The 12,644-nt window shown below is 70.2% G+C and carries 13 protein-coding genes; 12 read left to right on the forward strand and 1 reads right to left on the reverse strand.

The features are described from left to right. The first annotated feature begins 7 nt into the window (after positions 1 to 7). The 5 genes from ABD358_RS26935 to ABD358_RS26955 all read left to right on the forward strand — a co-directional run bounded on the left by ABD358_RS26935 (position 8) and on the right by ABD358_RS26955 (position 4,476). Positions 8 to 466: an Lrp/AsnC family transcriptional regulator gene (locus ABD358_RS26935; RefSeq protein WP_344633763.1), complete on the forward strand. Its 459-nt coding sequence runs from the start codon at positions 8 to 10 to the stop codon at positions 464 to 466. A gap of 144 nt (positions 467 to 610) precedes the next feature. Further along, a complete protein-coding gene (gene mqnE, locus ABD358_RS26940) occupies positions 611 to 1,774 on the forward strand; it encodes an aminofutalosine synthase MqnE (RefSeq protein ID WP_344633764.1) in 1,164 nt (387 codons plus the stop codon). Positions 1,775 to 1,803: 29 nt separating this feature from the next. Further along, positions 1,804 to 2,328 (forward strand): GNAT family N-acetyltransferase, encoded by a 525-nt coding sequence (locus ABD358_RS26945; protein WP_344633765.1) that lies wholly within the window; start codon positions 1,804 to 1,806, stop codon positions 2,326 to 2,328. 27 nt (positions 2,329 to 2,355) lie between these two features. After that, a complete protein-coding gene (locus tag ABD358_RS26950; protein ID WP_344633766.1) occupies positions 2,356 to 2,694 on the forward strand; it encodes a DUF4229 domain-containing protein in 339 nt (112 codons plus the stop codon). Positions 2,695 to 3,090: 396 nt separating this feature from the next. Continuing rightward, positions 3,091 to 4,476, forward strand: coding sequence for a dicarboxylate/amino acid:cation symporter (locus tag ABD358_RS26955; protein ID WP_344633767.1), 1,386 nt, complete (start codon positions 3,091 to 3,093; stop codon positions 4,474 to 4,476). A 356-nt stretch (positions 4,477 to 4,832) separates the two neighbouring features. Here the strand turns inward: ABD358_RS26955 and ABD358_RS26960 are convergent, their stop codons facing one another. Further along, positions 4,833 to 5,036 (reverse strand): cold-shock protein, encoded by a 204-nt coding sequence (locus tag ABD358_RS26960; RefSeq protein WP_093660436.1) that lies wholly within the window; start codon positions 5,034 to 5,036, stop codon positions 4,833 to 4,835. A 239-nt stretch (positions 5,037 to 5,275) separates the two neighbouring features. Between ABD358_RS26960 and ABD358_RS26965 the strand changes: the two genes are divergently transcribed. From ABD358_RS26965 to ABD358_RS26995, 7 genes are all read left to right on the forward strand, one after another. Further along, positions 5,276 to 6,151: a menaquinone biosynthetic enzyme MqnA/MqnD family protein gene (locus tag ABD358_RS26965; protein ID WP_344633768.1), complete on the forward strand. Its 876-nt coding sequence runs from the start codon at positions 5,276 to 5,278 to the stop codon at positions 6,149 to 6,151. A 34-nt stretch (positions 6,152 to 6,185) separates the two neighbouring features. Continuing rightward, positions 6,186 to 7,709, forward strand: a complete 1,524-nt coding sequence (locus ABD358_RS26970; protein WP_344633769.1) for a serine/threonine-protein kinase — start codon at positions 6,186 to 6,188, stop codon at positions 7,707 to 7,709. Positions 7,710 to 7,807: 98 nt separating this feature from the next. Continuing rightward, the gene (gene mqnC, locus ABD358_RS26975; protein WP_344633770.1) at positions 7,808 to 9,007 is read left to right on the forward strand and encodes a cyclic dehypoxanthinyl futalosine synthase; all 1,200 of its coding nucleotides are present in this window, start codon (positions 7,808 to 7,810) and stop codon (positions 9,005 to 9,007) included. A gap of 7 nt (positions 9,008 to 9,014) precedes the next feature. Next, on the forward strand, positions 9,015 to 9,566 hold the full coding sequence (locus ABD358_RS26980) for an imidazolonepropionase-like domain-containing protein (RefSeq protein WP_344633771.1): 552 nt from the start codon (positions 9,015 to 9,017) through the stop codon (positions 9,564 to 9,566). 127 nt (positions 9,567 to 9,693) lie between these two features. Further along, positions 9,694 to 10,134, forward strand: a complete 441-nt coding sequence (locus ABD358_RS26985; RefSeq protein ID WP_344633772.1) for a hypothetical protein — start codon at positions 9,694 to 9,696, stop codon at positions 10,132 to 10,134. 16 nt (positions 10,135 to 10,150) lie between these two features. Next, entirely contained in the window at positions 10,151 to 11,962 is a 1,812-nt protein-coding gene (locus tag ABD358_RS26990) for an alpha/beta hydrolase (RefSeq protein WP_344633773.1), read from the forward strand. Beyond that, positions 11,955 to 12,554, forward strand: coding sequence for a hypothetical protein (locus ABD358_RS26995; protein ID WP_344633774.1), 600 nt, complete (start codon positions 11,955 to 11,957; stop codon positions 12,552 to 12,554). The genes ABD358_RS26990 and ABD358_RS26995 overlap by 8 nt, the downstream gene beginning before the upstream one ends. The last annotated feature ends 90 nt before the right edge of the window (positions 12,555 to 12,644 follow it).

A 12,644-nucleotide genomic window follows, 5' to 3' on the forward strand; every position in this document is an offset into this window, starting at 1 on the left:
AGGACGCATGGACGCGGTGGACAGACAGCTCATCCAGGCGCTGCGCGAGAACGGCAGGGCCTCGTACGCCGAACTGGGCCGGCTCGTCGGCCTCTCCGGGCCCAGCGTCACCGACCGCATCAACCGGCTGGAGGCGGCGGGGGTCATCACCGGCTACCGCGCGACCGTGGACGCCTCCTCGCTGGGCCTCGGGGTCACCGCGCTGATCGGCATCCAGCTCTCCGACGCGGCGGACCACGAGGAGGTGGCCGACCGGCTGCGGGACCTGCCGGAGATCGAGGACTGCTGGTTCATCGCCGGCGACGACTCCTTCATGCTCAAGGCGCGCGCCACCGACGTGGACGGCCTGGAGCGGACGATCCGCAGGCTCTCGGGGACCAAGGGCGTCTCCCGGACCCGGACGACGATCGTGCTCTCCACCAAGTGGGAGAACCGGGTCGGCGAACTGCCCGGCGGCGAGGACTGACGGCCGGCCGGCGGGGCCGGCGAGGGGCCCCGTCCGGCCGGGGCCGGGGGGAGGCGTAGGCTCGGTGGGCCGCCCGTGACGGACGGCCGACCGCACACAGGACCACCCGCAACCCCCGCACACAGGACAAGGAGGCGGCGACGCATGGACGCTGGGCTCAAGCGTGAGCTGGAGGAGAAGGTCCGGGCCGGCGAGCGGCTGAGCCGCGAGGACGGCATCGCCCTGTACGAGTCCGACGACCTGGCCTGGCTGGGCGGCCTCGCCCACGAGGTGCGCACGAGGCTCAACGGTGACGTGGTCTACTTCAACGTCAACCGCCACCTCAACATGACCAACGTGTGCACCGCCTCCTGCGCGTACTGCTCCTTCCAGCGCAAGCCGGGGGAGAAGGACGCGTACACCATGCGCATCGAGGAGGCCGTGCGGCTGGCCAAGGCCATGGAGGGCGAGAACCTCACCGAGCTGCACATCGTCAACGGCCTCCACCCCACCCTCCCCTGGCGCTACTACCCGCGCTCGCTGCGGGAGCTGAAGAAGGCCCTGCCGAACGTCTCGCTGAAGGCGTTCACCGCCACCGAGATCCACCACTTCGAGACGATCTCGGGCCTGTCGGCGTCGGAGATCCTCGACGAGCTGATCGACGCCGGCCTGGAGTCGCTCACCGGCGGCGGCGCGGAGATCTTCGACTGGGAGGTGCGGCAGCACATCGTCGACCACCGCACCCACTGGGAGGACTGGTCGCGCATCCACCGGCTGGCGCACTCCAAGGGCCTCAAGACGCCCTGCACCATGCTCTACGGCCACATCGAGGAGCCCCGCCACCGGGTGGACCACGTGCTGCGGCTGCGCGAACTCCAGGACGAGACCGGTGGCTTCCAGGTCTTCATCCCGCTGCGCTACCAGCACGACTTCGTGGACATGAAGGACGGCAAGATCCGCAACCGCCTCCAGTCCCGCACCACGATGGCCACGGGCGCGGAGGCCCTGAAGACGTTCGCGGTCTCCCGGCTGCTGTTCGACAACGTGCCCCACGTGAAGGTCTTCTGGGTGATGCACGGCGTGCAGACCGCCCAGCTCGCCCTCCAGCACGGCGCGGACGACATGGACGGCTCGGTCGTCGAGTACAAGATCACCCACGACGCGGACAACTACGGCACGCCCAACAAGCTCACCCGCGAGGACCTGCTGGAGCTGATCCGCGACGCCGGGTTCCGCCCGGTCGAGCGGAACACCCGCTACGAGGTCGTCCGCGAGTACGACGGCCCCGACCCGCTGCGGCGCGAGTCCCCGCAGCCCATGCGGGTCTGACGCGGCGGCGGACGGCGGAAGAGACACCGATGGCACTGCGGTACGAACTCGATCCCCCCGTCGACCGGCGGCTCGCCGACGGGATCTGCGCCCTGTGGGCCGAGGTGGTCAACGCGGGCGGCGCCGTCGGCTTCGTGCCGCCCGTCACCGCCGACGACGTGAGGCCCGAGCTGGTCAGGCACCTCACCGCGATGGCCGAGGAGCGGGTGCGGCTGATGGTGGCCCGCGACGAGGACGGGGAGGTCGCGGGCACCGCCTTCCTCACGTTCAACACGCACCGGCTGATGCGACACTGGGTGTGGCTGTACACCGTGATGCTGCACCCGGCCCGCCAGGGCCGGGGCGAGGGCCGGGATCTCATGGCCGCCGTCGAGGAGGCCGTCCGGGGCATGGACGGGATACGGGGCATACGGCTCACCTGCCGCGGCGGGATGGGGCTGGAGCGGTTCTACGGATCGTGCGGCTACAAGGAGGTCGGCCGCGTCCCCGACGCCATCAGGGTCGCGGACGACGACTTCCGGGACGACATCACCATGTGGCTCCAGCTCCGCTGACGCCGGCCACACGAAAGGACCACCACCGTGACCAGCACACCGGAGAACAAGCCGGAGAACACACGGGACGCCGCACCGGGCCGCAGGCCGCACGCGACGCTCCGCTACACGGCCATGCGGTTCGGCCTCTTCGTCGCCTGCTTCGTGGTCGTCGCGGCGCTCGCCTACGTCGGCGTGCTCCCCGAGGCCATCGGCAAGGCCAACCCGCTGTGGCTCCTGATGCTCGCGATGGTCGTCTCCGCACCGCTCAGCCTGGTGCTGCTGCGCGGGCAGCGCGACGAGATGTCCGTGCAGATCGCCGAGCGCGTGGACCGCGCCAAGCGGAAGATCGCCGCCCACCAGAGCCAGGAGGACGAGGCGGCGTAATCCTCGCCGTAATCCTCGTCACACCCCCTTCCGGGCAACACGGCGCCCCGCCGGGAATACATCCTCCCGGCGGGGCGTTGGGCACCCGACGGACGCCGCCTCCACCGGGCGGCCCGGGAAGACCGACGACACCGACGGCGCACCACAGGCATGAGGACCGTGACGACACCAGCCGGCACCACCACTCCGCAGGCCAGGAGCACGATGCTCGTGGCCCGGCTGCACGTCGACCTCTGCCGCTGTCTGTCCGCGGCCTGTCGCCCCCGCTGAGCGACGCGCCCCGGCGGCCGGACACCCCTCCGGCACGCCCTTCCCCCTTTCCGAGTTTTCCGGGACCGTCGAGTCCTCCGGGTGTCCGGAGGCAACGTGTCCCCCCACGCCCACGGGAGTGTGTCCGTGTCATCGAACGTGTCGACCAACACGTCCTCCGATCCGTCCCCGCGCATACGCCGGGCCCGCCTGCCGAGAGTGCCCTTCTGGGCGCAGATCCTCCTCGGCCTGGTCCTGGGCGTCGTGCTGGGCTGGATCGCCCGCAGCACCGGAGCCGCCTGGCTCGGCACCACCCTCGACCGGATCGGCGGGATCTTCGTCCAGCTCCTGAAGCTGGCAGTCGGCCCGCTGGTCTTCCTCGCGATCACCGTCTCGATCACCAACCTGCGGAACGTCTCCAACGCCGCCCGGCTGGCGACCCGCACCCTGCTGTGGTTCATGGCCACCTCGCTGATCGCCGTCGCGATCGGCCTGGGCATCGGCCTGCTCACCGACCCCGGCTCCGGCACCGGCCTGTCCCCGAAGGACGGCGGCCGGCCCGAGAGCACAGGTTCCTGGCTGGACTTCCTGACCGGGATCATCCCGGAGAACGTCGTCACGCCGTTCACCGACCTGAACGTCCTCCAGATCGTCTTCCTGGCCGCCGTCGCCGGCGTCGCCGCCCTGAAGCTCGGTGAGAAGGCCGCCCCGCTGCTGTCCTTCGCCGAGGCCGCCCTGGCCCTGCTGCAGAAGGCCCTGTGGTGGGTCATCCGCCTGGCTCCGCTGGGCACCCTCGGCCTGATCGGCCGCGCGATCAACGAGTACGGCTGGAACCTGATCGGCCAGTACGCCACCTTCACCGCCGACGTCTACATCGGCTGCCTGCTGGTGATGTTCGGCGTCTACCCGCTGCTGCTGGCGACGGTCGCCCGGGTCAGCCCGCTGCGCTTCTTCCGCGGCGCCTGGCCCGCGATCCAGCTCGCCTTCGTCTCCCGCTCCTCGGTGGGCACCATGCCCGTGACCCAGAAGGTCACCGAGCGACTGGGCGTGCCCCGGGAGTACGCGTCCTTCGCCGTCCCGTTCGGGGCCACGACGAAGATGGACGGCTGCGCCGCGATCTACCCGGCCCTCGCCGCGATCTTCGTCGCGGAGATCTTCGGGGTGTCCCTCGGCGTCGGCGACTACCTGCTGATCGCCTTCGTCTCCGTCGTCGGCTCGGCCGCCACCGCCGGTCTCACCGGCGCCACCGTGATGACCACGCTGACCCTCTCCACGCTGGGGCTGCCGCTGGAGGGCGTGGGTCTGCTGCTGGCGATCGACCCGATCCTGGACATGATGCGGACCGCCACCAACGTCGCCGGCCAGGCCGTCGTCCCGGTCCTGGTCGCGTCCCGGGAGAAGATCCTCGACCTGGACGCGTTCCACAGCGCCCGGAGCTTCGACCTCGACGGGACCGAGGACGCCGACGGGACCGGGGCGGGCAGCGCCGACCGTCCCCGCAGCGGCGCCGACCCGGCCACCGTCCCGGCCTGATCCCCGGCCGGCCGGACCGACCCGGTCCGGCCGGCTCCACGGGCCCCTTCCGCTTCCCCGCCGGGAACGGAAGGGGCCAGTCCGCGTTCGGGGCGTCCGGGTCCGGCACGGTCCCGGACGCCCCGGAACCCGCCCCGGAACGGTGTCCTCGGTGGGACGGTTCCTCGACGCGGGGGCGCGAGCGGTCCGCCGCCGGGTCCGCGGCCCGCCGCGGGAGGGGCCGGGCAAAGGCAGGAGCCCCCGCCGGGGCGGGGGCTCCTTGGGTACTGCTTATCCGGTCGTCTGCCGGCGCCGGGCCCCTGTACCGAGGGGACTCCGTGCCGACACGGCCAGGGCTCTGGCCGAGCCGGGGCAACTCAGGCCGCGGTGACGTTCTCCGCCTGCGGACCCTTCGGGCCCTGCGTCACGTCGAAGGTGACCGCCTGGTTCTCCTCCAGGGAGCGGAAACCGTTGGCGTTGATCGCGGAGTAGTGAACGAACACATCGGGACCGCCGCCGTCCTGGGCGATGAAACCAAAGCCCTTTTCGGCGTTGAACCACTTGACGGTTCCGGTAGCCATAAGCCCTCCTTGGGCCTATAAGGGTTGCCCTGCTCCAGAACCCACAGGAACTCTGAAAACGACGAGAGCCCGCGGTCACATGCTCCGCAGGCTCTGTACTGCAAGGGAAACCAAACTGCAACTTGCTGCGAGCGTAGCACGGCATCCCCCCGAGGGGAAGGTTGATCGGCCCGGCGTGCCGCCGTCCGGGTGACCACCCCCCGCCCGGCCCGCGACCCCGGCGGGGATAGCCTCGCGTGGTGGAAAGTTCTGCCGCTGACCAGCCCGTCGCCGACCACCCCCGGAGGCGGCCCCGCGTCGGGCACATCCAGTTCCTCAACTGTCTCCCCCTCTACTGGGGGCTGGCCCGGACCGGCACCCTGCTGGACCTGGAGCTGACCAAGGACACCCCGGAGAGACTGAGCGAACAGCTCGTGGCCGGGAAGCTCGACATCGGCCCCGTGACCCTCGTGGAGTACCTCCGCAACGCCGACCGCCTGGTCGCCCTGCCGGACATCGCGGTGGGCTGCGACGGGCCGGTGATGTCCTGCGTGATCGTCTCCAAGGGCCCCCTGGAGAGCCTCGACGGCGAACGCGTCGCCCTCGGGTCCACCTCCCGCACCTCCGTACGGCTGGCGCAGCTGCTGCTCGCCGAGCGGTACGGACTGGCCCCCGACTACTACACCTGCCCGCCCGACCTGGGCCTGATGATGCAGGAGGCGCAGGCCGCCGTCCTGATCGGCGACGCCGCCCTGCGCGCCTCCCTGCACGACGCGCCCCGGCTGGGCCTGGAGGTCCACGACCTGGGCCTGATGTGGAAGGAGTGGACCGGCCTCCCCTTCGTCTTCGCCGTCTGGGCGGCGCGCCGCGACTACCTGGAGCGGGAACCGGAGACGGTGCGGGAGGTCCACCGGGCCTTCCTCGCCTCCCGCGACCTGTCCCTGGAGGAGGTCGGCAAGGTGGCCGAACAGGCGGCCCGCTGGGAGGCCTTCGACGCCGCCCTGCTGGAGCGCTACTTCACCACCCTCGACTTCCGGCTGGGTCCCGAGCAGCTCACGGGCATCGCGGAGTTCGCCCGCCGGGTCGGGCCCACCACCGGCTTCCCCGCCGATGTGAGGGTCGAACTCCTAAGCTGAGAACCGTACTTCGACGGGGGGGAGGCGGGGTGCCATGCGGCCGCTGGAGGCGGACGACCCACGGACCGTCGGCGACTACCGGCTGCTGGGGCGGCTCGGAGCCGGCGGCATGGGACGGGTCTACCTGGGGCGCAGCCCCGGGGGCCGGGCCGTCGCGGTGAAGGTCGTGCACCCGCACCTCGCCGCGGACGGGGAGTTCCGCGCCCGTTTCCGCCGCGAGGTCGCCTCCGCCCGGCGGGTCGGCGGCGCCTGGACCGCGCCGGTGCTCGACGCCGACCCGGAGGCGGCGACGCCCTGGGTGGCCACCGGCTACGTGGCCGGCCCCGCGCTCCAGCAGGCGGTCGCCGACCACGGACCGCTGCCCGAGCACACCGTACGGGCGCTGGGGGCCGGACTGGCCGAGGGGCTGGCCGCCGTGCACGCGCTCGGCCTGGTGCACCGGGACGTCAAGCCGTCGAACGTCCTGCTGACGCTGGACGGCCCGCGCCTGATCGACTTCGGGATCGCCCGCGCCCTGGAGGGCACCGCCTCGCTCACCTCCACCGGCGTCGTGGTCGGCTCGCCCGGCTACATGTCGCCCGAGCAGGCCCTCGGCAGGAGAACGGGTCCGGCCACGGACGTCTTCTCGCTCGGTGCGGTGCTCGCCTTCGCGGCCTCGGGCACACCGCCCTTCCCCGGCGACAACCCGGCGGTGCTGCTGTACCAGGTGGTCCACGAGGAACCGGAGCTGGGCGGCCTGCCGGGCGCGCTGCGCGAGACCGTCGAGGCCTGCCTGGCCAAGGACCCCGCCGCCCGCCCGGCCCCCGCCGAGGTCGCCCGGCGGCTGGCGGGCGCGGCCGGCGCGGCCGGACTCGTCCGCACCGGCTGGCTGCCGGGTCCGGTGGTGGAGGGGGTCAGCCGCCGCGCGGTGGAACTGCTGGAGCTGGAGGCGGACCACGGGCCCCACCCGGCGCCGTACGCAGACCCGTACGCCGGGCCGCCCGGCCGCCCCGCCGGGAGCCCGGGCGCCTTCGGGCCGCCGCCCACGCACCGGAGCACCCCCGGCGCGGACCGGGCCGGCGACGGCGGGAAGCCGGGACGCGGCCGCCGCCGCGCGGCCGTCCTCACCGCCGCCGGAGTGCTGGCCGCCGCGGCCGCCGGGGCTTTCCTCCTCCTCCCCGAGGAGGGGAAGAGCGACAACGGCGGGAAGCCCACGACGGTGCCCGAGGCGTTCCTCGGCACCTGGCGGGGGCAGGTCCGCAGCGCGACCGGCCTGTCCAACCCGACCGTCACCCTCACGATCTCCGAAGGCGGGAAGGGGGACGAGGCCCTGAAGATCGTCTCTGAACTGCTCGGCGAGGAGTGCAGGGCCAAGGGCACGGTCGAGGAGATCACGGACGACCGGCTGACGGTCACCGACGAGAGCGTCGGCGACTCCCCCGAGGTGCTCGGCGTCGAGGTGTGCACCGGGAACACCTCCACGGTCGTCCTCACCCTCACCGGGGACGGCCGGCTGCGCTACGAGTCCCGCGACGCCGGGGCCGGCAACCCCGCGGGGGAACTCAGCAGAGTGGACTGACCGGCCGGAACGCCGTACGGACGCTGGCGTAGGCTGGATCGGATCCCGCGCCAGGACGCTGGACCGACCCGACCACCACGTCCCGAAAGGACCGCCCGGTGACCGAGAACGCCGACCTCCAGTCCGTACTCGACCGCGCCGCCGAGGGCGGACGGATCAGCGCTGAGGAGGCGTTGGAGCTCTACCGGCACGCCCCGCTGCACGCGCTGGGGCAGGCCGCCGACGCGGCGCGCCGCCGCCGCTACGCGGGCACCGAGCACATCGCGACGTACATCATCGAACGGAACATCAACTACACCAACGTCTGTGTGACCGCCTGCAAGTTCTGCGCGTTCTACGCGGCCCCCAAGGACACCGCCAAGGGCTGGACGCGCGACCTGGACGACATCCTGCGCCGCTGCGAGGAGACCGTCGCGCTGGGCGGCACCCAGATCATGTTCCAGGGCGGCCACCACCCCGAATTCGGCGTCGAGTACTACGAGAAGCACTTCTCCGCCATCAAGGAGCGCTTCCCCGAGCTGGTGATCCACTCCCTCGGCGCCTCCGAGGTCGAGCACATGGCCCGCGTCTCGGGCGTGACGGTGGAGGAGGCCATCACCCGCATCCGCGACGCCGGACTGGACTCCTTCGCCGGCGCCGGCGCCGAACTGCTGCCGGAGCGCCCGCGCAAGGCGATCGCACCCCTGAAGGAGTCCGGCGAGCGCTGGCTGGAGATCATGGAGACCGCGCACCGGCTGGGCGTGGAGTCCACCACCACGATGCTGATGGGCACCGGCGAGACCAACGCCGAGCGCATCGAGCACCTGCGGATGATCCGCGACGTCCAGGACCGCACCGGCGGCTTCCGCGCCTTCATCCCGTACACCTACCAGCCGGAGAACAACCACCTGAAGGGCCGCACCCAGGCCACGATCTTCGAGTACCTGCGCATCCTGGCCGTCGCCCGGCTCTTCCTCGACAACGTCGCCCACATCCAGGGCTCGTGGCTGACGACGGGCAAGGAGATCGGCCAGCTCTCCCTCCACTACGGAGCGGACGACCTGGGCTCGGTGATGCTGGAGGAGAACGTCGTCTCCTCCGCCGGGGCGAGGCACCGCTCCAACCGCCTGGAGCTGATCGACCTCATCCGCAAGGCCGGACGCGTCCCGGCGCAGCGCTCGACGACGTACGAGCACCTGGTGATCCACGACGACCCGGCGAACGACCCGGTGGACGACCGCGTCGTCTCCCACCTGTCCTCCACGGCCATCGAGGGCGGCACGGCCCACCCGGAGCTCAAGCTCCTCGACGCCAACTGACCTCGCCGTGCTGACGGTTCACGTCCCGCTCGCCGTCCGCCCCACCGGGGATGGCGAGCCGGTCACGGGGTACGCGGTGGCGGTCGAGGGCGACCGGATCGCGGCGGTCGGGCCGTTGGCGGAGCTGGACGCGGAGTATCCGGAGGCCCGCACCCGCCGCTGGTCCGGCGTCCTCGGCCCCGGCCGCTGCGCGGCCGACGCGGCGGCGTGGCTGGAGGCCGCCTACCACCCCGACCCGCGCGAGGCCGACGCCCTCGGCACGGAACCCCTGACCGGCGAGGCCCTGGCCGCCCTGGAGATGGACGAGACCCGCTGGGGCGCCAGCGCCCGCCGCGGGGTGCAGCGCCTGCTCCGCGAGGGCGTCACGTCCGTCGTCGGCCCGTTCACCCGGCCCGCGGTCCGCACGGCCGTACTCCGTTCGGGGCTGGTCGTCCTTCCGTCCCCCCGCCCGTCCGTCCTCTCTCCGGGCGCCCGCGCGGACTTCGCCGTCCACGACGAGACCGACGGCCTCTGCCTGGCCACGGTCCTCGCCGGCCGCCTGCTCCACCGCCGGGCTTGAGATCCCGCCCGGCCACGGGCAGGGCGCGTGGCCGGAAAACATAGGCGGATGTACTCAGGCGCGGAGCGTATCCGCGCTGTTACGTTCCCTGCGGATCGACTGCCGTACTGACAGGGGGACGGAGACCGTGGGGTTCGCGGACGAGTGGACGACCGTCGGGACGCGTTTGAACGGGCGGCCGGCGGACGGCAGGACACCGAAGGGTGGCGGGGGCGTACCCGACCTGGACATCGACACGGCGGCGCTGCGGGACCTGGCGAAGAAGACGGGGACGCTGCACGGTCGGATGACCACCGCCCTCACCGAACTGGAAAAGGCCCACACCGGTCTGGCCGCCGCGACCGAGGGCTTCACCTGCACGGGAACACTGGGAAAGGTGCGCAGCAGCTGGGAAGGCCGACTGCGGGACGTGCGTAACGAGTGCGCGCGTCTGAAGACGGCCTTCACCAGCGCGGCGGAGGCCCACGACGGCAACGAGAACGACACCAAGGAGAAGATGTCCTCGCTGTCGTCGAAGCCCTCCTGGCGCGAGGACCGTCCCAAGTCCCCCATCGCGAACTTCTCATGAGGGGGATGACGCGGGAATGGTGACGGTCGGCCAACTGCGGGATCTGAAGCGATCGCAGTACGAAGAGGCAGCGGACGGCTGGAAGAAGGTCAGCGACCAGGCCAAGGCGGACATGGACTGGGTGGACCAGCAGATGCTCGCCGAAATCCGGGCGCAGGAGGGCAACACCAAGGACGCGGCCTTCAAGGCTCTGGAGAGACTCAGCCGTAACTACCAGTACATCCAGGTGGAGTGCGGCCTGATCCAGACGGCCTTGAACGGCCTGGCCGATGACCTCGGCGAGCCGCAGCGGAAGTTGAAGCGGGCACTGGACGACGCCGAGGCGAACGGGCTGACCGTCGGAGACGACGGCTCGGTCACCTACCCGGCGGCCAAGGGACTGGACGGTAAGGAGGTACCGGGCGGCACGGTCCGCGGGCGGGTTCACGACCTGTTCGAGGAGCGCACCCGCCCGGTCACCCCGGCCATGCCCAACGCCGGACGGTTCGAGATCGGGGTGAACCCGAAGAAACGCCTGGCCGAGGACATCAGTGCGGCCGTCCTCGGTGCGCTGGACGACGCCCGGCGGATCGACGAGCAGTACGTGGGGACCCTGTCCAAGCTCACCGCCGAGCGAGGGCTGAGGGTCGGAAACGCCCAGTGGTCGGACGCCCGCTCCGACCGCAAGGCGGTCCACAAGGTCGCCGGCGACGACCACGAGAAGGGCGACATCCCCCAGGGCAAGTCCCCGGAGGAGAACGCCAAGTGGTGGAAGGGGCTCACCGACGAGGAGCGGGACGCCTACGTGTCCCTGTACCCGGCGAGCGTCGGCGCTCTCGACGGTCTTCCGGCCGAGGTCCGTGACGGCGCCAACCGCGTGGTACTCCAGGAGGAGCAGGCCCGCACCGCCGACGCGCTGGCCAAGCACCTGGCCCGAGAACCGGAACGGTACCGCTCCGTCTCGGTGAAGGGGGAGACGGTAAGGGTGGAGAACTCCGCCTGGCGAGAGTGGGAAGAGGAGCGAAAGCGGCTGGGCGAGCTCGACAAGGGCATGAAGGCCATCGAGAACCGTTTCGACCAGACGGGCAAGAACGGCCTGCCCGAGGCCTATCTCCTCGGCTTCGACACAAAAAACCTGGGCCACGCCGTCATCGCCAACGGCAACCCCGACACCGCCGACCACACAGCGGTGTTCGTGCCGGGTACAGGGGCGCGCTTGGGGGACATTCAATCTGGGATGGACCGTTCCAGTGGACTATGGGTCGAAAGCTTCAAGCTGACTCCGGAGGAAGAGGTGTCCACCATTGCCTGGTACGGATACGATGCTCCGCAGAACGTGATCACAGAGTCACCTCTCAGTCGCTACGCCGACGATGCCGCCCCCAAGTTGAACCAATTCATGAACGGGCTCGATGCCTCTCATGTCAGGGATTCAGGAAGCCACACCACGGTGGTGAGTCACAGCTACGGCACCACGGTTGTGGGCTCTGCGGCACGTCAAGGGGAACTAAACACGGACGACGTGATATTTGTCGGAAGTCCTGGCGTTCAAGTCGGCAAGGCATCCGAGATGGATGTTCCCGAAGGGCATGTATGGAGCCAGCGAGCCGATGGAGATGACATGGTGGTGGAGATCGGCCGCTGGGGTCACGGTGGTCACGATTTGAGCTTTGGTGGCGGTGCTTTCATTGCCCCGAGTGATGAATTGTTCGGGGCGAACCGCATGGCGACCGACACGAAGGGGCACGGCGGCTATTGGGACTACGACGACGGGACGCGCCCCTCGGAAAGTCTCCTCAATCAAGCACGAGTGATTTCCGGAAAACATGGTGAGGTGACTTATGATTGAGGCATCGCCTTCATTTTGCCGAAGCAAGAGTTCTCTGGTCGGTCTTGTCGGATTCCTCGTTGTCGTCTTGGCTCTCAATGGATGTGAGGCTGTGAAGGAAAAAGAGGGCGCCGCTGAGCCGTCGAAGTCGAAGCGTTTGGTGCTGCACCCCGATTCCGCCATTGAGAAGACCAAGGAAATTTCGAGCAGAGCTTTGGATATAACCGGGGTCAAGGGGAAGGTGAGCCCGGTCGGCCCCATTGTGAGGACCGATGGGAAGCGCAAGGGAAACTACTACGTGCATCATGCCTGGTCGGTCGTCGGGGGCTCTCCGGCTGCCGTCAAGGAAGGCATGGAGAGGTTGCGTATAAAACTCCCCGAAGAAGACTGGTCCATCGAGAAGTATGGCAGAGCGAACTCCAAGGCTCGACAGTTGCAGCTCGAAGCATTTCATGAAGGTCAGAAGTACCTGATGCAAGTCGAGGCGCTCATCAGAAGCGAGAGGGGGGCAGATAGTGGTGAATCCGAAAAATCCGGGAAAGATCTTTTGGCTTTTACTGTGATGTCTCCCACCTACAAGTCTCCTGAGGGGGTAAGCCCTCATGGTGAGTGAACGCTTCTCACCCTGAGTGCCAGGCGATCTCGATGGCGTGAATGGCAGCGACCGTGCGCCCGATGCGGTTGGTGCTGCACCGGGCCTTGC

This window comes from Streptomyces glaucosporus, assembly GCF_039533345.1.
Taxonomy (GTDB): Bacteria; Actinomycetota; Actinomycetes; order Streptomycetales; family Streptomycetaceae; genus Streptomyces; species Streptomyces glaucosporus.

Coding starts and splice junctions, on each gene's coding strand:
- ABD358_RS26935 (WP_344633763.1), top strand. CDS start 8: ATGGACGCGGTGGACAGACAGCTCATCCAGGCGCTGCGCGAGAACGGC.
- mqnE (WP_344633764.1), top strand. CDS start 611: ATGGACGCTGGGCTCAAGCGTGAGCTGGAGGAGAAGGTCCGGGCCGGC.
- ABD358_RS26945 (WP_344633765.1), top strand. CDS start 1,804: ATGGCACTGCGGTACGAACTCGATCCCCCCGTCGACCGGCGGCTCGCC.
- ABD358_RS26960 (WP_093660436.1), bottom strand. CDS start 5,036: ATGGCTACCGGAACCGTCAAGTGGTTCAACGCCGAAAAGGGCTTTGGT.
- ABD358_RS26970 (WP_344633769.1), top strand. CDS start 6,186: ATGCGGCCGCTGGAGGCGGACGACCCACGGACCGTCGGCGACTACCGG.
- ABD358_RS26990 (WP_344633773.1), top strand. CDS start 10,151: ATGGTGACGGTCGGCCAACTGCGGGATCTGAAGCGATCGCAGTACGAA.
- ABD358_RS26995 (WP_344633774.1), top strand. CDS start 11,955: ATGATTGAGGCATCGCCTTCATTTTGCCGAAGCAAGAGTTCTCTGGTC.